Genomic DNA, 21,202 nt, shown 5'->3' with positions numbered 1-21,202 from the left:
AACGCATGCTGAGAGAAAACCAAAGACGTTTTAAATTTGATTGGATTACGATTATCCTATTTTTATTATTACTAGGTTTTGGGTATCTTAATATTTTATCTGCATCTCATGAAGGAGAAATTACAAGTTATTTTGACACGAGTCAACTTTACGGTAAACACCTCGTTTTTATTGGTTTAACATTCCTTCTTATTGTATTAATTCTTTCATTTGAAGCCAAATTCTATGAACAGTTTGCCAGTCTCATATATCTGGTCGCCATATTAGCTCTAATAGGTTTGTTTATTTTTGGTAAAGACGTTAATGGTGCACGTTCTTGGTATGGTATTGGTAGTATGACCATACAACCTAGTGAATTTGCTAAATTCGCCACTGCGCTCGCTGTTGCTAAGTATATTAGTGACCTGCAAACAAACATGCAGACCCTAAAAGATCAATTAAGGGTTACGGCCATTATTTTTATTCCAGCATTACTAATTTTACTTCAAAATGACGCTGGTAGTACTATCGTTTATTTAGCTTTTTTCTTTGTTTTTTATCGGGAAGGCCTACAACAAGTCTATTTAATTATCGCTTTATCTCTAATACTACTTGCTGTTTTATCCCTAAAGTTTGGCATTTTAATAACTGCAATTGTAACCACATTGGTTATTGCTAGCATTTACTTTTTTAGCAAGAAAAAACGCGGTTCTATATTGCAATATATTATTGCACTTCTGGTCTGTATTAGTTTTTCTTATGGAGTAAAACTGTTCTATCAGCATGGATTAAAAGTTCACCAACAAAATAGAATTAGTCTTTGGTTACGATTAGAAAAAGATCCAGCGAAATTAGAACGCATGAAAAAAGCCGAAGCCTATAATCTTATTCAATCTGAACAAGCGATAAGTTCAGGTGGCATTTCAGGTAAAGGCTTCTTACAAGGCACCAGAACTACAGGTAAATTTGTACCAGAACAACATACCGATTATATTTTTAGTACTGTAGGTGAAGAATGGGGCTTTTTAGGAACAAGTTTTGTTGTCCTCATATTTGTACTCCTTATTATTAGAATTTTGTATTTAGCTGAAGGCCAAAAATCACAATTCAGCCGCGTGTATGGCTATGGTGTTGCTTCTATTCTATTTGTACATTTCACCATTAATATAGGTATGGTAATGGGCTTAATACCAACCGTTGGTATTCCCCTACCCTTTTTTAGTTATGGAGGTTCAGGACTTTGGGGCTTTACTATTTTACTGTTTATTTTTATAAAGTTAGATAGTAATAAAATTAATGAGTGGTAAATAAAAAAAGACCGCTTTATCAGCAGTCTTTTTTTTACAATATCTTAATGTGATAAGCTCTATTTTAAACTCGCTAAACTCGCTTTTATCGTTTCTATCTTAGCTAAAGCATCAGCTTCTTTCTTTTTCTCAGAAGCTACCACCTGTTCTGGCGCTCCAGCAACAAATCGCTCATTAGATAATTTCTTTTGAACAGATTTAAGGAAGCCTTCTGTATAGTTTAATTCTTCGGTTAACTTTTTAATTTCAGCTTCAACATCTATACTTCCTTCCATAGGAATAAAGTACTCATTAGATTTTACTCTGTATGTTAATGCTCCTTCAACAGCTTCTGTTACATATTCAAAGCTTTCAAGGTTTCCTAATTTTGAGATTACTTCATCAAACGTAGGTTTTACATTTTCATTATTAACGACAGAAAAACCAATGGCATCTTTAAACGCAATATTCTTTTGTTTTCTGATGTTTCTTAATCCAGAAATCACTTCAGATGCAAATTCAAATTCAGAAATCAAAGCTTCATTAATTGGCTTTGCTTCTGGCCACTTTGAAATGATTAAAGCTTCTTCTGGTGAACGTTCTTTAATATAATGCCAGATATCCTCAGTTAAAAACGGCATAAATGGATGAACTATTTTTAAGTTATCTTCAAAAATAGACATCACTTTTTCATAGGTCGTTCTATCTATTGGCTGCTGATATGCTGGTTTTACCATCTCTAACATCCATCCACAAAAATCATCATAAATCAATTTATAAATAGACATTAAAGCATCACTTAATCTGTATTTACTAAAGTGATCTTCTATCTCTACTAATACAGATTGAAATTTAGCTTCATACCATTCTAAAGCTATTTTACTAGAGTTAGGTTGTGCTATATCTGCAACTTCCCATAGATTGGTTAATTGAAATGCATTCCATATTTTATTTCCAAAACCTTTTCCTTGCTGACATAAGGTTTCATCAAACATTAAATCGTTTCCTGCTGCAGAACTTAACAGTAATCCTACTCTAACTCCATCGGCAGTGTATTCTTCAATAAGTTTTAAAGCATCTGGAGAATTCCCAAGCGACTTCGACATTTTACGTCTTTGCTTATCTCTTACTAATCCTGTTAGATAAACATTCTCAAAAGGTTTTTCATCTTTATATTCATAACCAGCAATAATCATACGGGCTACCCAGAAAAATAGAATATCTGGCCCAGTTACCAAATCGTTTGTTGGGTAATAATATTTTATTTCTTCGTTTTCAGGATTTCTAATCCCATCAAACACACTCATTGGCCAAAGCCAAGAACTAAACCAAGTATCTAAAGCATCTGTATCTTGTGTTAAATCTGAAGCTTGAAGCGCAGCGTTTGAAGTTTTTACTCTCGCTAGCTCTACAGCTTCTTCTATAGATTCTGCAACCACAAAATCCTCTTTTCCATCTCCGTAGAAATAGGCAGGAATTTGTTGTCCCCAAAGTAATTGACGCGAAATGTTCCAATCGCGAATATTCTCCATCCAATGGCGATACGTGTTTTCAAATTTCTTTGGAAACAATTTCACTTCTCCTGTTTTTAAAACGGCATCAATAGCAGGTTGTGCTAAATCTTCCATCTTTAAAAACCATTGATCACTCAACCTTGGCTCTATAACTGCTTTTGTACGTTCTGATGTTCCTACTTTATTTATATGATTTTCAGTTTTCACTAAAACACCAGCCTCTTCCAATTCTTTTGTAATGGCTTTTCTTACAACAAAACGATCTTGACCTTCGTAATGCATCCCAAAGCTATTTAAACTAGCGTCTGCATTAAAAATATCGATAACTTCTAATTGATGCTTATCACCTAATACTTTATCATTTTCATCATGAGCAGGAGTTACTTTTAAACATCCTGTACCAAATTCAACATCCACATACTCATCTTCTATAATAGGAATAACACGTCCACAAATAGGAACAATCGCTTTCTTACCTTTTAAATGTGTAAAACGCTCATCATTTGGGTTAATACAAATAGCCGTATCACCAAAAATCGTTTCTGGTCGTGTGGTTGCTATGGTTAATTTTTCATCACTACCTTCAACTTTATATTCTAAGTAATAAAGTAAACCTTGTTTTTCAACATGAATAACTTCTTCATCAGACAAGGTTGTTTTTGCTTCCGGATCCCAATTCACCATACGGTATCCTCTATAAATTAGCCCCTTGTTGTATAAGTCAACAAACACCTTAATTACAGCTTCCGACATATCGTCATCCATAGTAAATTTTGTACGATCCCAATCACAAGAACATCCCAGTTTCTTCAGTTGGTCTAAAATAACACCTCCATACTCTTCGGTCCATTCCCAAGCATGTACTAAAAACTCTTCTCTAGTTAAATCATTTTTATCTATACCTTGCTCTTTAAGTTTAGCTACAACTTTAGCTTCAGTGGCTATTGAGGCATGATCTGTACCAGGTACCCAACAGGCATTTTTACCCAATAAACGTGCACGACGAATTAAGACATCTTGAATGGTATTATTCAACATATGTCCCATGTGTAACACTCCTGTGACATTAGGCGGAGGAATAACTATGGTATAAGGTTCTCTTTCGTCTGGTTTAGAATGAAAGTAATTGTGTTGCATCCAGTAATCGTACCATTTATTTTCTACTGACGACGCATTATATTTAGAAGGAATTTCCATGTTTGGTATTGTTTTTGTAATATAACAGACAAAAGTACTTATAATTCCTTTTTCGAAAAATTATTAGTGTAATAATATGGCATTAGAAACCATAATTTCTGTTAAATGAAATGTATTACGTCTAATAAATTTTGCTAGGAATTAAAAAGTAACTAGCTTTGACTAATCAATTTTAAAATTAAAATGATGAAAAATTTAATAGCAATTTTATTTGTAGGACTAATGAGCTTTGGTTCTTTCGCTCAAGAAAAGGTAGCAAAAATCGAATTTAAATCGACTGTAATCGATTATGGTACCATTGAAAAAGGAGCTGATGGAGTAAGAGTTTTTGAATTTACAAATACAGGTAACGCACCTTTGGTAATTTCTAATGTGAAATCTACTTGCGGTTGTACAGTGCCTAAAAAACCTAAAGGACCTATTATGCCAGGTGAAACGGGCGAAATAGAAGTAAAATACGATACTAAAAGAGTTAATCCAATTAGAAAAACTATAACTGTTTTTTCTAATGCTGAAACTCCAACAGTAGCCTTAAAAATTAAAGGTCTAGTTGTTGATTCTAACAAAACTAGCGTATTAGAAAAGAAAAGCAAGAGTATGATTGAGCAATAAGCTCCAATCATAATAAAATTTACAATGAGTTCTCAAATTGAGAGCTCATTTTTTTTATGTTTTTTTTACATATTAACACTAATATTTTTCAGAACTTAGCAATTTAAAACCAATATCAAAATGCCAACAATTTCGAATAAAGGCATCAACATGCCAGAATCGCCAATTAGAAAATTGGTACCGTATGCAGAAGCTGCTCATAAACAAGGAAAAACTGTCTATTATCTTAACATAGGTCAGCCAGATATAAAAACGCCTACAATAGCATTAGATGCTGTAAAAACGCATTCATTAGATATTTTAGCTTATTCGCGTTCTGAAGGTTCTGAAAACTATAGAATGAAAATTGCTGAATACTACAAAAGAAATGATATACATGTTAGTCATAACGACATTATCGTTACCACAGGAGGAAGTGAAGCACTTTTATTTGCTTTTGGTAGTATTATGGACGTTGATGATGAGATTATAATCCCTGAACCTTTTTATGCTAATTACAATGGTTTCTCTACAGCTTCAGGTGTTAATGTTGTCCCTGTAATTTCTAAAATTGAAAACAATTTTGCCTTACCTCCTATAGAAGAATTTGAGAAGTTAATTACACCTAAAACTAAAGCCATTTTAATTTGTAACCCAGGAAATCCAACCGGTTACTTATATTCTAAAGAAGAAATAAAACAACTTGCAACTATTGTAAAGAAGCACGATTTATTTTTAATTGCCGATGAAGTTTATAGAGAATTTGTTTACGATGGCATTGAACATTATTCTATTTTACAAGAACCTGGTTTAGAAGAGCATGCTATTATTATTGATTCTGTTTCTAAACGTTATAGTATGTGTGGTGCACGTATTGGCTACTTAGTTTCCAAAAACAAAGAATTTATAAGAACTGCTTTAAAATTTGCTCAAGCAAGGTTAAGTCCACCAACTTTAGCACAAATAGCTAGTGAAGCGGCATTAGATACACCACAAAGTTATTTTGATGATGTAAAAGAAGAATACGTAAAACGTAGAGATATACTAATTGGTGAATTAGAAAAAATAGAAGGTGTTAAAGTTGCTAAACCAAACGGCGCATTTTACTGCATTGCTGAGTTGCCTGTAAAAAACTCAGATGATTTTGCTAAATGGTTATTAGAATCTTTTGATTACAATAACAATACAGTTATGGTTGCTCCTGCTGCAGGCTTTTACTCTACACCTGGCGTTGGATTAAACCAAATTCGTATTGCTTATGTTTTAAATGAAGATAGTTTAAGAATCTCTGTAAAAATTTTAGAAGAAGCCTTAAAAGTATATAAAGACTAATGACTATCATTAACAATACTTCATTAAAACCGTTTAACACTTTTGGCATTGAAGCTAAAGCACAATCTTTTTGCAATATAAATTCTATTAAAGACCTTAGTATTGTTTTAAAAGAACACCACTCTAACCCCTTATTTATTTTAGGTGGAGGCAGTAATATGTTGCTAACAAAAGACATTGAAGCCTTGGTGCTTCACATTAATTTAAAAGGTATTGAAGTTGTAAGTGAAACAGAAAACACCGTTATTGTTAAAGCAATGGCTGGCGAAAATTGGCATAATTTTGTACTCTGGTGCTTACAACACAATTACGGAGGAATTGAAAATTTGTCATTAATTCCTGGAAATATTGGCACTGCTCCAATTCAGAATATTGGTGCCTACGGAGTTGAATTAAAAGATGTTTTTTTGAGTTGTGAAGCTATGAATATAAAGGATCAGTCATTAAAAACATTCAACAAATCCGATTGTAATTTTGGATATAGAGAGTCTATATTTAAGCAAGACTTAAAAGGGCAATATATTATTACCAGCGTTAATTTAGAGCTTACTAAAACAAATCATCAATTACACACAGATTATGGCGTCATTAGAAACGAATTAGAAGCTAACGGTATTAAAGCCCCAACAATTCAGGACATTTCAAATGCCGTAATAGCCATTAGGCAAAGCAAATTGCCAGATCCAAAAGAAATTGGTAATAGTGGTAGTTTCTTTAAAAACCCAATAATCTCAACAGAAGATTTTATTAAATTAGAACAGAATTTCCCAGACATACCATCATACAAAATATCAGATACAGCTGTAAAAGTACCCGCTGGATGGCTTATTGAAAAAGCAGGCTTTAAAGGCAAACGTTTTAAAGATTATGGTGTACACAATAAACAAGCTTTGGTATTAGTTAATTATGGCAACGCCGCAGGGAAAGATATATTAGAGTTAGCTCAATTAATACAGAGTACAATACAACGATTATTTAATATTAGTATAGAAACAGAAGTCAATATCATATAAGACAAAAGCCCCAATTAAGAATTAAGACTTTTGAATTTAGAATAATTTAAAAAAATGCTATTAATCAACCCTTTAAGGAGGTAAAATTATTCTAATACTATATTGTGAGCACCTCTATAAGGTGTATTTAATTATATTTACGTTTATAATTTAAATTTAGATCTTTTAAAATTCAGAAAATCAATATTTTAACATTTTGAGCATAACACCTACAGAGCAAAAAATAATAGATTATCTTCAAAAAGGGGATAAACGCGCTTTAAACTTACTTTACGAAAACTATTCGAACAGTCTGTATGGTGTGATTTTAAAAATTACAATTAACGAAGAGGTAGCACAAGATGCCTTACAAGAAACCTTCGTAAAGGTTTGGAAAAACGCTTCAAAATATGATGCATCTAAAGCAAAACTCTTTACTTGGTTATTCCGAATTGCAAGAAATACAGCCATAGATAAACTAAGAAGTTTTAATAATCGTTTTCATAAAGAAGTCCAAATTGAAACTTCAAACGTATATATTCTACCAACAACAAATTTTAATCAAGATGTCATGGACATTAAAGAACATGTTGGTAGACTAGAAGAAAAATATCAAATTGTGTTAGATGCTTTGTTTTTTCAAGGAATGACACAACAAGAAGCTAGTGACGAATTAGATATTCCACTTGGCACTATTAAATCTAGATTAAAAATAGGATTGCGTGAACTGAAGAAAGTTTATAATCCATAAATTATTTGATCATGGAAACAAAATTACATAACTTTTTAAATTCTAACCTGCTTAATAAGTATTTGGTTGGAGACACGTCTATAGAAGAATCTAAAGACGTTGAACACTTTATTTCAAATTATCCTGAAGCAGCCCAAGCTTACGAAGAACTTCAAGATAATTTAGAGATTGTAGCAAAAGCTGGCGCTGTAGAAGCACCTAATCACATACTATCAAACCTATTAGATACTATAGAAGACACTAATGATACTAAAGTGATTCACTTGGCACAAAATAGAAGAACACCTTGGTACAGCATTGCTGCTAGTGCCGCCGCCATTTTATTCGCTGTAACATCATTTATACTGTATCAAAAAAACATACAATTAAATCAGGAAAACAATATTGTAGTTGAAGAAATTTTTGATTTACGAAGTGATATAGAAAGTAACAATTCTAAATTAGACCAATTATCTAGAGAGTTACTAAAACTAAACAATCCTGACGCTAGGAAGTATGTTATTAATGGTAACGAACGTGCTAAAAACTTAAAAACTGTAGCCTATATTAATCCGGTTGAAAAAACCTCTATGATTGATGTGATTACTCTTCCTCAATTACCAGAAGAACAACAATATCAAATTTGGGCGGAATTACAAGACCGAATGGTTAACCTAGGTATTTTAGATGAATCTGATCGCAGATTAAAACAGATTCCATATATGGAAGATGCCTTAGCACTTAGTATTAAAATTGGTACTAAAGGCAATAATGCCAACGAAAACGACACTGAAGTTGCTGAGATTTCTTTAAAAGATAAATAAGCAGAACAACTTTATATAAATTAAAAGAGGCGCAATAAAAATTGCGCCTCTTTTTGTTTTATTAAAAATAACCTACTCCTTTTCGAAAACTGTTTTGTGAATAATCCCACCAATAATAGCGCCTACTATTGGAGCTACCCAAAACAACCAAACTTGAGATAAATAAGCCCCGTCAGCAAATATAGCTTGACTTAAAGACCTTGCTGGGTTTACCGATGTATTTGTAATAGGAATACTAATTAAGTGAATTAAAGTTAAAGCTAAACCAATAGCAATAGGAGCAAACCCTTTTGGTGCTCTAAAATTTGTACTCCCTAAAATGACAATTAAGAAAAAAGCCGTTAGCACAACTTCTGCAATTAAAGCAGACATCATACTATAGCCATCAGGTGATAACGCATCATATCCATTAGCAGCAAAACCTCCTACTCCATCAAAACCTGCTTTGCCAGAAACAATAAGATACAATACACTGGCTGCTACTACAGCACCAACTACTTGAGCAACAATATAACCTAATAAATCTTTAGCTTCAAATTTTCCACCAGCCCAAAGTCCAATAGAAACAGCAGGATTAAAATGACCTCCCGAAATGTGTCCAACAGCGTAAGCCATAGTTAATACAGTAAGACCAAATGCTAAGGCAACACCTACAAATCCAATTCCTAATTCAGGAAATCCAGCAGCAAAAATTGCACTACCACAACCACCAAATACAAGCCAAAATGTTCCGAAGAACTCTGCGAATAATTTTTTCATAATTCTTAAATTAATTTAGTTAGTAATAATTGTTTTATTAGTAATAAGACACAGCATCAATAAGTTAAGTCACAAAAGAATTGAGTAAAAAATAAATGTAAAAGCATTATCTTTGCATTAAATTTAAGCAATTAGGTGCAGCATCCGTAGTTAAAAACGCCATTATTCACTGAAATTAAATTATGGATTGATAATCTGACCATCTAAATACAATAAAAGACAAATGAAACTATTACTAATTACATTAGGATTATTAGCTTTAGCAGTAGCAGGAATCGCTATAAAAATATGGGCAAAAAAAGACGGTAAATTTGCGGGTACTTGCGCTAGCCAAAACCCCATGCTTAACAAAAACGGGGAAGCTTGTGGTTTTTGTGGGAAAACAGCAGACGAATACAAAGACTGTAACGAACCTCAACATTCTTAAGCCTTAATGACACTTCCCTCAATACTATTTTATGCATTTATTGCAGTTGTTAGTATTCAAATTATATATTATCTTAGTTTTCTTTTCACTTTTGGTGTTAAGCATGCTGAAACACGACTAAAAAAGCACATTCCAATATCTGTAATAATATGTGCTAAAAACGAAGCCGAAAATTTAAAGAAAAATATTCCCTTAATATTAAACCAAGCCTATTCAGATTTCGAAATTGTCTTAGTTAACGATAGTTCGTTTGACAATTCATTAGAAATTATGAAAGATTTTGAAGCCAAAAACAACAATATTAAACTTGTTGATGTAAAAATAAATGAAGCATTCTGGGGAAATAAAAAATACGCACTCACCTTAGGTATAAAAGCCTCTAAACATGATTTTTTAGTTTTTACTGATGCGGATTGCATACCAAATTCTAAACATTGGCTAGCACATATGAGCAGTGGTTTTTCTAACCAAAAATCTATTGTATTAGGTTATGGTGCTTATGCTAAAAAGAAATTTTCTTTTTTAAATAAACTTATCCGTTTTGAAACCGTAATGACTGCTTTACAATACTTTTCTTATGCCGAAATGGGCTTACCTTATATGGGAGTGGGCCGCAACATGGCGTATAGAAAAGATTTATTCTTTAACAATTGTGGGTTTAACAGTCACATGTCTATTAAATCTGGTGATGACGATTTATTTATAAACGAAGTCGCAAACACCACGAATACAGCCATCTGTTTCAGTAAAGAAAGTTTTACAATTTCTGAACCTAAGACAACATTAAAGGCGTGGATTCTTCAAAAAAGAAGACATATTAGCACCGCAAATTTTTACAAATTGAAGCATCAATTATTATTAGGTGTATTTTATATTACTCAATTATTATTCTGGACTCTAGGAATTTCACTTATAATTTTAGGCTTTTCTTGGCAATGGATTATTGCTTTAATTAGCTTACGACTTGTAGTACAGTGGTTAAGTTTTGGATTTACAGCTAAAAAATTTGAAGAAACAGACCTTATTATCCTTGCTCCTTTTTTAGAATTATTTCTTATTACTACACAATTAAGTATCTTTATAACTAATCTGATATCTAAGCCTAAACATTGGAAGTAAAAGAAGCTATAAACAAAGCAAAAAATAATAATCAAATTGCATTTAATTTTCTCCTAGACTCGTATTGGAATGATGTCTATGCTTTTCAACTTAAACGCACCATGAACGAAAATGATGCAGAAGACATAACCATACAGACATTCTCTAAGGCTTTTGACAAGATTAGTACCTATAATGAGGACTATAAATTTAAGACTTGGCTTCTCACTATCTCGAAAAATATTCATATCGATTTAATTAGAAAACAAAAGCAATCAATTAGAAATACATCTAAAGATGACGATAACCAATATTTTGATATTGTTGATGATTCACCAACACCTGAAGATAAAATTATTACAGAACAGAATCTTGCAAACCTTCTAAAGGACATTAAGAAACTAAAACCACATTACCAAGAAGTCATTAACTTAAGGTACTTTCAAGAACTGAGTTACAAAGAAATTTCTGAAGAACTAAATGATCCTATAAATAATGTAAAAGTTAAACTGCTGCGTGCAAAAAAACTATTGGCTGCAATTATTACAAAATCTTAATATTGCCTTCCTTTAAAAGATTGAATGCCTTCAGGGTTTAAACAACAAATAATTTTTACACCGTATTAAGTCCGCTTCATTACTCTAAACTTTTTTATTATTTACTTCGTATCTTTGCGTCTTGAAATTGAGAATTGCATGGAAACCAAAATTGCTTCAAACATTTTACCTGAACGTAAACCAAAATGGCTTAGAGTTAAATTACCAACTGGCAAAAAATACACAGAATTAAGAACCTTAGTAGATAAGTACAAATTAAATACCATTTGTACGTCTGGAAGTTGCCCAAACATGGGCGAATGTTGGGGAGAGGGTACAGCTACATTTATGATTTTAGGAAATGTATGTACACGTTCTTGTGGTTTTTGTGGTGTAAAAACAGGCCGACCAGAAACGGTTGATTGGGACGAACCAGAAAAAGTAGCACGTTCTATAAAGTTAATGCAAATTAAACATGCCGTTTTAACAAGTGTAGACAGGGATGACCTTAAAGATATGGGAAGTATTATGTGGGCAGAAACTGTAAAAGCAGTTAGACGCATGAATCCTGAAACAACATTAGAAACATTAATTCCAGATTTTCAAGGTATTGAAAAACATATCGATCGTATCATAGATGTAGCACCAGAAGTTGTGTCTCATAATATTGAAACTGTAAGACGCCTAACTCGTGATGTAAGAATACAAGCGCAATACGACAGAAGTTTAGGAGTTTTAAAATATTTAAAAGCCCAAGGGCAACGTAGAACCAAATCTGGAATTATGTTAGGCCTAGGTGAAGAACGTGAAGAAGTGATACAAACCCTTCACGATTTAAGAGCTAACGATGTAGATGTTGTTACTATTGGTCAATACCTCCAACCAAGTAAAAAACATTTGCCTGTAAAGCAGTTTATCAATCCAGATCAGTTTGATGAATATAAAGCTATTGGGTTAGATTTAGGCTTTAGACATGTAGAAAGTAGTGCTTTAGTAAGATCTTCATACAAAGCTCAAAAACATATTAATTAATGATTACGATAGCCATTAACGGCTTTGGTAGAATTGGCCGTCGCGTATTTAGATTAGCCTTAGAGCATCCAGAAATACAAATTGTTGCTATTAATGATTTATCCGATTCTAAAACCTTAAGTCACTTATTAAAGTACGATAGTATTCATGGAGTATTAAAAGACACGATTTCTTTTGATGAACACCATATTATTGTAAATAATATTTCAATCCCTTTATATAGAGAATCGCATCCTAAAACATTAGATTGGTCTAAAGTTCAACCAGATTTTGTTATTGAATCTACAGGGAAATTCAAAACAAAAACAGAACTAGAGCACCATATACAAAATGGCGCAAAAAGAGTTATTCTATCAGTTCCGGCATTAGAAGATGATATTAAAACAATTGTTTTAGGTGTTAATGATAACACATTAACAGGCTCTGAAACAATTATATCAAACGCATCCTGTACTACAAATAATGCCGCTCCAATGATTGCTCTAATAAAAGAACATCTTGGTATAAAGCAAGCTTATATTACTACAATTCACTCATATACTACAGACCAAAGTTTACACGATCAACCGCACAAAGATCTAAGACGAGCTAGAGCAGCAGGACAATCTATAGTACCAACCACAACTGGAGCTGCTAAAGCACTAACAAAAATTTTCCCAGACTTGTCTGATGTCATTGGTGGATGTGGTATTAGAGTACCAGTTGCAAATGGCTCGTTAACAGATATTACTATAAATGTTGAAAAACCAACATCTATCTCAAAAGTTAACGAAATATTTAAAAATGCAGCTGATTATCAGCTAAAAGGCATCCTTGAATATACTGAAGACCCAATTGTATCTATTGATATTGTTGGAAATCCACACTCTTGCATCTTCGATTCGCAAATGACTTCAGTAATCGGTAACATGGTAAAAATAGTAGGCTGGTACGATAATGAAACAGGATATAGTTCAAGAATTTTAGATTTAATTTGCAATTTAACCGACAAATAGCCACTTTTATCGAATAAATAATTATATTTGCTTGAATTAAAGTGAGCTGAATGTCCCAAATCAAATATTACATATTTGTATTTCTAGCATGTTTTTGTAGTCTTATTTTCGCGCAACAAGATAGCGATGAAGATAAAGACATGCTAGCACTAAAGCTTCAGAACCACTTAGAGCAAGCTAAACTTGAGAGTAATCGTGGCGACTATTACAATGCCAAAGATAATCTAAACAAGGCACTTGTAATTGCAGAAAAAATTGACGATAAGTCTAACCTAGGTACAATTCATACCAAAATTGCAAAAGTTCAATTTTTAGTTAATGAGGAATCACAAGCTAAAATTTCACTTAACAAAGCCATTCAAATTCAACGTGAAAATAATGATTATGGCAACCTTGCTGTTACTTATAATATAAAAGGTGTAATTCACAGCACACAAGAAGAATACAAAAAAGCTTTAGAATATTACAATTCTGCAAAAAACCTATTTGAACAAGAAGGCTTAGAAGCTTATATTTCAGAGGTCACACTCAATGAAGCAAAAATCTATATTGCTCAAAAACGGTACGAAGAAGCAAAATCAGAATTAGAGAAAACCATACTTATAGCCAAGAAACACGATCAAAAACGTCGCCTTAGCAGCGCTTTAATTCAGAGTGGAAAAATATATAGTGAGCTAAATAATCTCAAGATGGCATTATCTCAAACCGAAGAAGGTTTAGCCATTGCCCAATCACAAAAAATCATAGAAAATGTAAATGAGGCTTTCCTTACTCTGAGTGCTATTCATGAAAAAAATGGAGATTATAAAAATTCGCATAGTTATATCAAAAAACATATTCAACTATCCGATTCTATATTAAATGTAAAACGAGCAAACTTAGCACCAGGAATATCTAGCCAATACATTAATAATTATAAAGATGCTGAAAACGCACAATTAAAAGCACAAATAGACGAAGTTAGTGCCGAAACTGCCTTTTCTAAAATCACAACAATTTTAAGTATTGCCTTAATAACCATTTTGTCGCTATTAACGTTATCTCTGTATAAAAACAACAATATAAGACTCAATACCAACACTATGCTTCATAAAAAGAATGATGAGCTTATTGTTGCCAAAGAGAAAGCAGAATTAGCTTCTAAAACAAAAGCTAACTTCTTATCTACTGTAACTCATGAGTTACGTACTCCGTTATATGCCGTTACAGGACTTACGAATATGCTATTGGACGAAGACCCTAAAGAGCACCAAATACCACATTTAAAATCTTTAAAATTCTCTGGAGATTACCTACTAACCTTTATCAACGATATTCTTCAAATTAATAAAATTGAAGCCAATAAAGTAGAGTTAGATCCTGAAAATTTTAATCTTAAAAATAAATTAGAAAACGTTATATCTGCTCTTAGCAATTCGGCTAACGATCAAGATACAACAATACATTTTGACTATGAAGAAGGGCTACCAGAATCATTTATTGGTGACCAACTAAAGATTTCCCAAATCTTAATTAACCTACTTGGTAATGCTATTAAATTCACAAAAGATGGAGACATCTGGGTGAGAACGTACAAAACTGATGTCAAAGACAACGTGTACAATCTTCGCTTTGAAATTGAAGATAATGGTATTGGTATTACAAAAGAAAAACAAGACCAAATGTTTGACAGCTTCTCTCAAGGCTCTGTACAAATTAACAGAAAGTACGGAGGTACTGGTCTAGGTTTATCTATTGTAAAAGGACTAATTCAAATTCTAAAAGGAAAAATTTACTTAAAGAGTGAACTTGGTAAAGGTTCTACATTCGTCTTTGAGATTCCTTTAGAGTATGATAAAAACGCCGAAAAACCTCAAGTAGAAGAAGTTAAAAAAGTTAATAAGATGGAAAGTTTGGATTTAAGTAACGTTAAAATTCTAATTGTAGAAGACAACAAGATTAATCAAATGATTACTAAAAAGATTCTCAACAAGATGAATCTGTACTGTGATGTGGTTGATAATGGTGAAGCTGCAGTAGAGCAAGTAAAAGAAGTAGCATACGATGTTGTTTTAATGGACATTCATATGCCTGGAATTAGTGGATTAGAAGCCACAAAAATCATTAGAACTTTTGATAAAGAACTCACCATTTTTGCCCTAACAGCAGTAACGTTAGAAGACAAAATGCACGAATTTGGCGAAGCTGGTTTTGATGATATTATTTCTAAACCTTTTAAACAAGAGGATTTTGAAGACAAATTACATGCTGCTCTTTCCGGTGAAAAAATTATATCTAGTTTTTTTAACTAACAAACGCACTAACCGCAGCATCAAACTGTTCTGAATTATCTATTTTTATTTGAATAGGCAAATAATACAATTTACTTTTTAACTCTTCATAACCGGACAAACGTACATAGTCCTTTTCCGTTGTAATAATTAACGATTTTGAAGCTAAAGTTTCAATATCTGAAACTTTAAAACTATAGTGATCGCTAAATTCCATGTGATCAAACTCTAACCCTTTTTCAACTAAAAAATCTACCAATGGTTTTGCATTAGCAATACCTGTAACTAAGGTAAATTTTGGAAGCTTTACTAACTCTAACACTTCATATTCTGAAATCACATCGGTCGCATAATCCACATAACTGAAAAATAGTTTTTGATGGTTTTTTAATTTCAACTTAGAAGTAATCTTCTGTTTTTCAGCTTCAGAAAGATCCTTCTTACATTTTGTAACAACAATTAAATCGGCCCTTTTTGCTCCAGATCTTGGCTCACGCAAGTTTCCTGTAGGCAAAACAATATCTTTATAATAAAGATTATTATAAGCCGTTAGTAGAATATTACATCCCGCTTTTACTTTTCTATGCTGAAAAGCATCATCTAACAAAATAACTTCTGGTAACGAATTTAAAGTTCTAAGTTCTGCAATTCCATTTTGTCGGTCAGCGTCAACAGCAACGGTTACATTACTAAACTTTCTATAAAACTGAAAAGGCTCATCTCCAATAGTATCTGCACTCGCATATTTATCTGCTAAAACAAAACCGTCTGTTTTACGTTTATAACCTCTACTTAATGTAGCAAGCTCTTTATTGTCCTTTAGTAGTCTAATTAAATATTCTATCATTGGTGTTTTCCCTGTTCCACCTGTACTAAGATTACCAACACAAATCACAGGGAAATCATACGATTTAGAGGTTTTAAATCCAGAATCGTACAGCCAATTACGCAACCAAGTAATGACATAATAAATGGGTACAATAGGAAATAATATGATACGGATAATCTTCATGTGTTTTTATTTATAGCATATTTTTGTCACATGGAACATCACAATAACCATAGTGTTTTAAAGGCAAAATAGAGAATTGATGTTTCACGAGTACTAAATTATATTATTTTTGAAACAAATATACACTTATGATTATACAAGACGTAATTAATCACTTGCACGATTTAGCACCTTTAGCTTATGCTGAAGATTTTGATAATGTTGGACTTTTAGTAGGTGATAAAAATAAAACTGTTTCTGGCATCTTAGTCACATTAGACACACTAGAAACTGTTGTAGATGAAGCTATTGAAAACAATTGCAATCTTATTGTAAGCTTCCATCCTATCATATTTTCAGGTTTAAAAAAATTAACAGGCAAAACATATGTAGAGCGTGTTGTTATTAAAGCCATTCAGCATAAAATTGCAATTTTTTCAATTCATACAGCTTTAGATAATGCAATTGAAGGTGTTAATTCTATTATTTGTGATCAATTAGGTTTAAAAAACAAAAAAATATTAATTCCACAATCTGGTACAATAAAAAAACTACAAACTTATGTTCCAAAGGCAAATGCAGAATCTCTAAGAACTGCGTTATTTAAAGCTGGTGCCGGAAACATTGGTAATTATGAATCTTGTAGTTTTAATATGGAAGGTGAAGGAACTTATTTAGGAAATGAAGATTCTAATCCGGTAATTGGTGAAAAAGGAAAATTACATACCGAAAAAGAAACTGCAATTTCCGTGACGTTCAAAAAGCATTTAGAATCTAAAATTTTAAAGACTTTATTTGAAACGCATCCATATGAAGAAGTGGCTTACGAGATTTCAACCTTAGAAAACAACAATCAGCATATTGGAATAGGCATGATTGGCGAGCTCGAAAACGCCATGAAAACCGAAGAATGCCTCAATTTTATTAAAACTAGAATGCAAACAGAGTGTATTAGACATTCAAAATCGCTAAATAAACCTATTAAACGAATCGCCGTTTTAGGAGGTTCCGGAAGTTTTGCCATAAGCGCTGCAAAAGCTGCAAACGCTGACCTTTTGATTACAGCAGACCTAAAATATCACGACTTTTTTAGTGCAGAAAACGCTATAGTTTTAGCAGATATTGGACATTATGAAAGCGAACAGTTCACAAAATCGTTTTTAGTAGACTATCTCTCGAAAAAAATCACTAATTTTGCAATCATTTTATCAAAGAAAAATACAAATCCGATAAAGTATTTATAATTATGGCAAAAAAAGCTGAAGTTTCTGTTGAAGAGCGATTAAGAGCACTATATGATTTACAATTAATTGACTCTAGAGTAGACGAAATAAGAAATGTCAGAGGTGAGCTTCCTTTAGAAGTTAGAGATTTAGAAGACGAAGTTGAAGGGCTTAACTTAAGATTGGAAAAGTTAAATGATAGTCTTGCTATTATTGACGATGAGATTAAAGGAAAGAAAAACTTAATTGAAGAAGCAAAATCTTTAATCACAAAATACAGTGAGCAACAAAAAAATGTTAGAAATAACAGAGAATACAACTCATTGACAAAAGAGGTTGAATTTCAAGAATTAGAAATTCAATTAGCTGAAAAGCACATCAAAGAATTTAAAGCTCAGATAGAGCAGAAAAAAGTAGTCATTTCTGAAACTAAAGACCGTTTAAAAGATCGTAATGCTCACCTTAAACACAAAAAAGGTGAACTAAACGAAATTTTAAAAGAAACAGAAAAAGAAGAAGAAGCACTTATCAACAAATCATTAGATTTTCAAAAGAAAATTGATGAGCGTCTTGTTAAAGCATACCTTAGAATTAGAAACAACGTTAAAAATGGTTTAGCTGTTGTTGCTATTGAGCGTGGAGCATCTGGAGGTTCTTTCTTTACTATTCCACCACAAGTGCAAGTAGAAATTGCTTCTCGTAAGAAAGTAATTACTGACGAGCATAGTGGACGTATCTTAGTTGATGCTGCACTAGCTGAAGAAGAAAAAGTAAAAATGAATAAATTATTTGCTAAACTTAGTAAATAAACATTCAACACATCATATATCTAAGCCTTTGCCAACGCAAAGGCTTTTTTTATTTAATATAATTTTATAATAATTTAAAATAAGGATTTACAATTTTCTACGACTACTTAATTAAAGAAAATTAAAGCATGAAAAAATTACTAAGTATTTTAACTATAACCTTAGTGTTCAGTTGTCACAACCAAGCACAAACAAACCCAAAGCAACAAGCTGTAATCGACGCAGAACCCGTAGTGGTGCCGTTAAAAGACGGTAAAGCAAAAGCTTATTTTGCAAGTGGTTGCTTTTGGTGTGTAGAAGCAATTTTTGAGAGTGTAAAAGGCGTTGAAGAATCTATTTCAGGATATGCTGGTGGATATACTGAAAACCCAACTTATGAAGCAAGCAATACGGGTAGAACCGGCCACGCAGAAGCTGTAGAAATTATTTATGATCCTGAAGTCGTAAGTTTTGCAACTTTGGTAGATGTGTATTTTGGTTCTCAGAATCCTACTCAAGTTAATGGCCAAGGACCAGATCATGGCTCGCAATACCGCTCTATTATCTTTTATCAAAACGATGAACAAAAGCAAATCATAGAAGATAAAAAAGCAGCATTAGCCAAAGAATTAGATACCACTATAGCCGCTGAAGTTTATCCTTTCCAAAAATTTTGGATTGCCGAAGATTACCACCAAAACTATGAACGCTTACATCCTAATCAAGGCTATATAAGAAATGTTTCTATTCCGAGATTAAATAAATTCAAAGCTAAATTCCCTGAGTTATTGAAGGAGAATAAAAACCATTAAATAATAAGACCACAGGTCTTAAACAATTATAAAAAAACTTATTCTAAAAGATACTCCACTTCAACCCCTATCATGGGATTTAAAAATCCCACTTTAGTGCGTTTCGGATTTTTATAATCAATAGCGCCTCGCCTCCAGCCTGAGTTATGGTAATTAGACCAAGTCTGCAACGTCTTATCCTCTGTAAATGTATACCTATACATGGGACCAAAATAAGCGTACTTTTTTACTTTACCATGTGTATTAACCATTTCTACACCTACACACATTCCATTTTCAGGAAAGGGAATGCCTAAATCTTCAACATTAACCCATAATTTATATTTTTTATTTTTAGGATGAACGTATATATTTTCATTATACAATAATTCTCCTGGTGCATTTGCAATAGAATCAAACTGATAAAATTTCACATTAAAAGTGGCTATATATTCAGCATCTTTTCGATTTTTTAGGTTGATGTAAACCCTTTTTACTTTTCCTGTTTTATTTTTAAGATTCTCAATTAAAACCGCGGTTTCATATCCAATTAAAGACGTTACACTCTGATTGCCGTCACGCTGTTCACCTAAAATTTCCTTTTTACCATATTTTAGCTTTTTACTAGAAATAAGAACCTCATCTAAACCTTCAGTTTTAGGTGCTAGTAGAACTTCATACGTCAAGTTATTCTTAAATACATTAACTGGTATCAATTTCGATTGATAGCCTATTGTTGAAACCTTTAAAGTATCTGTATGAACATTTTTCACCTTCAACTTAAAGCTTCCTAATTCATCTGAGTAGGTTCCTTTCCCGTTCTTTAAAAGAATATTTGCATACGCTATAGCTTTACCTGTTAAAGAATCTTTTACAACTCCATTAATGCTTTGAGCTGCACAAAAATTGATACTAAGTAGAAAGATTAGACGTTTTATTGTATTCAAATTAAAATTTATTAATCGGTAAGTGAGTGTTTACATTTAGCTTAAAAACGAGTTAACACTCAATTTCCGTGGCGTTGCGTCATAAAATTTTTGTGGCCTTCAACTCAAAAATCATAGGGAACAATTGATGCTTCATCTTATACATTCCGGATTCCGTTTTTATTAAATCTGGAAATACATCATAAGGACTTTCGTCATATTCATTAAGATAGTCAATTTGCAAACCAGCTTCAATAAGCGCGTTAACAACTTCGCTTAAGCCATGATTCCAACCATACTCTTTACTTACCATTTTTGAATCCTGATTAGCATAAGTCCCTTCATATTCGTCATAAATCACTTCATCTTGACTGTAATGATATATCATTTTTGGTTGCCCATCCACATAATCAAACATCCATGCAATAGGATGAAATTCTACAATGTAAAATGTTCCTCCAACGTTTAAGCGTTCTGCAATCATTTTAGCCCAAGGCTTTAAATCTGGCAACCAACCAATAGTTCCGTAACTGGTAAATACAATATCAAAAGTTTCAGAAATATGTTTAGAAGTCTCTAAAACATTGCAGCATACAAATTCTGCATCGAGTTGTAATTCGGTATTTAATTCCTTCGCTAATTTCACACCTTCATTACTCAAATCTACACCAGTACACTTTGCTCCCATCCGACTCCAACTCAATGTATCTTGACCAAAATGACACTGCAAATGCAATAACGACTTCCCGTTTACATCACCCAACGCCTTTAACTCATAAGGCATTAATGATGTTTTTCCCGCTTTAAAAGCGTCCATATTATACATTTCACTTTGAGCATGTATGGCTACTTTTTTATTCCAAGTAGCCTTATTTACTTCAAAATAATTAGTGTCGTCTTTCATGGTTGATTAATTTAGCG

The 21,202-nt window shown here is 32.5% G+C and carries 20 protein-coding genes; 15 read left to right on the top strand and 5 right to left on the bottom strand.

What is annotated here, in order from left to right; translation table 11 throughout:
- Window positions 1-5: 5 nt before the first annotated feature.
- The gene (gene rodA, locus ABD730_RS02320) at window positions 6-1,286 is read left to right on the top strand and encodes a rod shape-determining protein RodA (RefSeq protein ID WP_344712259.1); all 1,281 of its coding nucleotides are present in this window, start codon (window positions 6-8) and stop codon (window positions 1,284-1,286) included.
- 59 nt (window positions 1,287-1,345) lie between these two features.
- Here rodA and ABD730_RS02315 read toward each other — a convergent pair whose 3' ends face one another.
- The gene (locus ABD730_RS02315; protein ID WP_215928751.1) at window positions 1,346-3,976 is read right to left on the bottom strand and encodes a valine--tRNA ligase; all 2,631 of its coding nucleotides are present in this window, start codon (window positions 3,974-3,976) and stop codon (window positions 1,346-1,348) included.
- A gap of 186 nt (window positions 3,977-4,162) precedes the next feature.
- On the opposite strand from ABD730_RS02315, the gene ABD730_RS02310 reads away from it, so the two are divergent.
- The 5 genes from ABD730_RS02310 to ABD730_RS02290 all read left to right on the top strand — a co-directional run bounded on the left by ABD730_RS02310 (window position 4,163) and on the right by ABD730_RS02290 (window position 8,445).
- Window positions 4,163-4,588, top strand: a complete 426-nt coding sequence (locus tag ABD730_RS02310; RefSeq protein ID WP_215928978.1) for a DUF1573 domain-containing protein — start codon at window positions 4,163-4,165, stop codon at window positions 4,586-4,588.
- Window positions 4,589-4,708: 120 nt separating this feature from the next.
- Window positions 4,709-5,899 carry a pyridoxal phosphate-dependent aminotransferase gene (locus tag ABD730_RS02305; protein WP_215928747.1) on the top strand — a complete coding sequence of 397 codons (1,191 nt, stop codon included), beginning with the start codon at window positions 4,709-4,711 and terminating at the stop codon, window positions 5,897-5,899.
- Window positions 5,899-6,912: a UDP-N-acetylmuramate dehydrogenase gene (murB, locus tag ABD730_RS02300; protein WP_334467490.1), complete on the top strand. Its 1,014-nt coding sequence runs from the start codon at window positions 5,899-5,901 to the stop codon at window positions 6,910-6,912. The genes ABD730_RS02305 and murB overlap by 1 nt, the downstream gene beginning before the upstream one ends.
- A gap of 196 nt (window positions 6,913-7,108) precedes the next feature.
- Window positions 7,109-7,642, top strand: coding sequence for an RNA polymerase sigma factor (locus tag ABD730_RS02295; protein WP_215928743.1), 534 nt, complete (start codon window positions 7,109-7,111; stop codon window positions 7,640-7,642).
- A gap of 11 nt (window positions 7,643-7,653) precedes the next feature.
- A complete protein-coding gene (locus ABD730_RS02290) occupies window positions 7,654-8,445 on the top strand; it encodes an anti-sigma factor (RefSeq protein ID WP_215928741.1) in 792 nt (263 codons plus the stop codon).
- Window positions 8,446-8,517: 72 nt separating this feature from the next.
- Here ABD730_RS02290 and aqpZ read toward each other — a convergent pair whose 3' ends face one another.
- Window positions 8,518-9,204 carry an aquaporin Z gene (gene aqpZ / locus ABD730_RS02285; RefSeq protein ID WP_344712253.1) on the bottom strand — a complete coding sequence of 229 codons (687 nt, stop codon included), beginning with the start codon at window positions 9,202-9,204 and terminating at the stop codon, window positions 8,518-8,520.
- 223 nt (window positions 9,205-9,427) lie between these two features.
- On the opposite strand from aqpZ, the gene ABD730_RS02280 reads away from it, so the two are divergent.
- The 6 genes from ABD730_RS02280 (at window position 9,428) to ABD730_RS02255 (ending at window position 15,583) form a co-directional block, all read left to right on the top strand.
- The gene (locus tag ABD730_RS02280) at window positions 9,428-9,631 is read left to right on the top strand and encodes a membrane or secreted protein (protein WP_334467496.1); all 204 of its coding nucleotides are present in this window, start codon (window positions 9,428-9,430) and stop codon (window positions 9,629-9,631) included.
- 6 nt (window positions 9,632-9,637) lie between these two features.
- Complete coding sequence (locus tag ABD730_RS02275; protein ID WP_334467498.1) at window positions 9,638-10,750, top strand: glycosyltransferase; 1,113 nt, start codon at window positions 9,638-9,640, stop codon at window positions 10,748-10,750.
- On the top strand, window positions 10,741-11,286 hold the full coding sequence (locus tag ABD730_RS02270; protein ID WP_334467500.1) for an RNA polymerase sigma factor: 546 nt from the start codon (window positions 10,741-10,743) through the stop codon (window positions 11,284-11,286). The genes ABD730_RS02275 and ABD730_RS02270 overlap by 10 nt, the downstream gene beginning before the upstream one ends.
- 138 nt (window positions 11,287-11,424) lie before the next feature.
- Window positions 11,425-12,297, top strand: coding sequence for a lipoyl synthase (gene lipA / locus ABD730_RS02265; protein ID WP_215928723.1), 873 nt, complete (start codon window positions 11,425-11,427; stop codon window positions 12,295-12,297).
- Window positions 12,297-13,292 (top strand): type I glyceraldehyde-3-phosphate dehydrogenase, encoded by a 996-nt coding sequence (gap, locus tag ABD730_RS02260; RefSeq protein WP_344712249.1) that lies wholly within the window; start codon window positions 12,297-12,299, stop codon window positions 13,290-13,292. Before lipA ends, gap begins: the two co-directional genes overlap by 1 nt.
- Before the next feature lie 50 nt (window positions 13,293-13,342).
- A complete protein-coding gene (locus tag ABD730_RS02255) occupies window positions 13,343-15,583 on the top strand; it encodes a tetratricopeptide repeat-containing hybrid sensor histidine kinase/response regulator (protein ID WP_344712247.1) in 2,241 nt (746 codons plus the stop codon).
- Here the strand turns inward: ABD730_RS02255 and lpxK are convergent.
- Window positions 15,576-16,574, bottom strand: a complete 999-nt coding sequence (gene lpxK, locus ABD730_RS02250) for a tetraacyldisaccharide 4'-kinase (RefSeq protein WP_344712245.1) — start codon at window positions 16,572-16,574, stop codon at window positions 15,576-15,578. The genes ABD730_RS02255 and lpxK overlap by 8 nt on opposite strands.
- A gap of 128 nt (window positions 16,575-16,702) precedes the next feature.
- Here lpxK and ABD730_RS02245 point away from each other — a divergent pair, with 128 nt between their 5' ends.
- The 3 genes from ABD730_RS02245 to msrA all read left to right on the top strand — a co-directional run bounded on the left by ABD730_RS02245 (window position 16,703) and on the right by msrA (window position 19,376).
- Window positions 16,703-17,797: a Nif3-like dinuclear metal center hexameric protein gene (locus tag ABD730_RS02245; protein ID WP_344712243.1), complete on the top strand. Its 1,095-nt coding sequence runs from the start codon at window positions 16,703-16,705 to the stop codon at window positions 17,795-17,797.
- A 2-nt stretch (window positions 17,798-17,799) separates the two neighbouring features.
- Window positions 17,800-18,585 (top strand): zinc ribbon domain-containing protein, encoded by a 786-nt coding sequence (locus ABD730_RS02240; protein ID WP_215928714.1) that lies wholly within the window; start codon window positions 17,800-17,802, stop codon window positions 18,583-18,585.
- 128 nt (window positions 18,586-18,713) lie between these two features.
- A complete protein-coding gene (gene msrA, locus ABD730_RS02235; RefSeq protein WP_344712241.1) occupies window positions 18,714-19,376 on the top strand; it encodes a peptide-methionine (S)-S-oxide reductase MsrA in 663 nt (220 codons plus the stop codon).
- 38 nt (window positions 19,377-19,414) lie between these two features.
- On the opposite strand, the gene ABD730_RS02230 is transcribed toward msrA, so the two are convergent.
- The gene (locus ABD730_RS02230) at window positions 19,415-20,302 is read right to left on the bottom strand and encodes a carboxypeptidase-like regulatory domain-containing protein (protein ID WP_344712239.1); all 888 of its coding nucleotides are present in this window, start codon (window positions 20,300-20,302) and stop codon (window positions 19,415-19,417) included.
- A 79-nt stretch (window positions 20,303-20,381) separates the two neighbouring features.
- Window positions 20,382-21,185, bottom strand: a complete 804-nt coding sequence (locus ABD730_RS02225) for a class I SAM-dependent methyltransferase (RefSeq protein ID WP_344712237.1) — start codon at window positions 21,183-21,185, stop codon at window positions 20,382-20,384.
- Between the last annotated feature and the right edge of the window lie 17 nt (window positions 21,186-21,202).

Origin of the sequence: Winogradskyella damuponensis, assembly GCF_039538385.1 — a bacterium.
Taxonomy (GTDB): domain Bacteria; phylum Bacteroidota; class Bacteroidia; order Flavobacteriales; family Flavobacteriaceae; genus Winogradskyella; species Winogradskyella damuponensis.
The sequence above is the reverse complement of the archived record's forward strand: the minus strand, read 5'-3'. Positions and strand labels throughout refer to the sequence as shown.

Coding starts and splice junctions, on each gene's coding strand:
- rodA (WP_344712259.1), top strand. CDS start 6: ATGCTGAGAGAAAACCAAAGACGTTTTAAATTTGATTGGATTACGATT.
- ABD730_RS02315 (WP_215928751.1), bottom strand. CDS start 3,976: ATGGAAATTCCTTCTAAATATAATGCGTCGTCAGTAGAAAATAAATGG.
- ABD730_RS02310 (WP_215928978.1), top strand. CDS start 4,163: ATGAAAAATTTAATAGCAATTTTATTTGTAGGACTAATGAGCTTTGGT.
- ABD730_RS02305 (WP_215928747.1), top strand. CDS start 4,709: ATGCCAACAATTTCGAATAAAGGCATCAACATGCCAGAATCGCCAATT.
- murB (WP_334467490.1), top strand. CDS start 5,899: ATGACTATCATTAACAATACTTCATTAAAACCGTTTAACACTTTTGGC.
- ABD730_RS02290 (WP_215928741.1), top strand. CDS start 7,654: ATGGAAACAAAATTACATAACTTTTTAAATTCTAACCTGCTTAATAAG.
- aqpZ (WP_344712253.1), bottom strand. CDS start 9,204: ATGAAAAAATTATTCGCAGAGTTCTTCGGAACATTTTGGCTTGTATTT.
- ABD730_RS02280 (WP_334467496.1), top strand. CDS start 9,428: ATGAAACTATTACTAATTACATTAGGATTATTAGCTTTAGCAGTAGCA.
- ABD730_RS02275 (WP_334467498.1), top strand. CDS start 9,638: ATGACACTTCCCTCAATACTATTTTATGCATTTATTGCAGTTGTTAGT.
- lipA (WP_215928723.1), top strand. CDS start 11,425: ATGGAAACCAAAATTGCTTCAAACATTTTACCTGAACGTAAACCAAAA.
- gap (WP_344712249.1), top strand. CDS start 12,297: ATGATTACGATAGCCATTAACGGCTTTGGTAGAATTGGCCGTCGCGTA.
- ABD730_RS02255 (WP_344712247.1), top strand. CDS start 13,343: ATGTCCCAAATCAAATATTACATATTTGTATTTCTAGCATGTTTTTGT.
- lpxK (WP_344712245.1), bottom strand. CDS start 16,574: ATGAAGATTATCCGTATCATATTATTTCCTATTGTACCCATTTATTAT.
- ABD730_RS02245 (WP_344712243.1), top strand. CDS start 16,703: ATGATTATACAAGACGTAATTAATCACTTGCACGATTTAGCACCTTTA.
- ABD730_RS02240 (WP_215928714.1), top strand. CDS start 17,800: ATGGCAAAAAAAGCTGAAGTTTCTGTTGAAGAGCGATTAAGAGCACTA.
- msrA (WP_344712241.1), top strand. CDS start 18,714: ATGAAAAAATTACTAAGTATTTTAACTATAACCTTAGTGTTCAGTTGT.
- ABD730_RS02225 (WP_344712237.1), bottom strand. CDS start 21,185: ATGAAAGACGACACTAATTATTTTGAAGTAAATAAGGCTACTTGGAAT.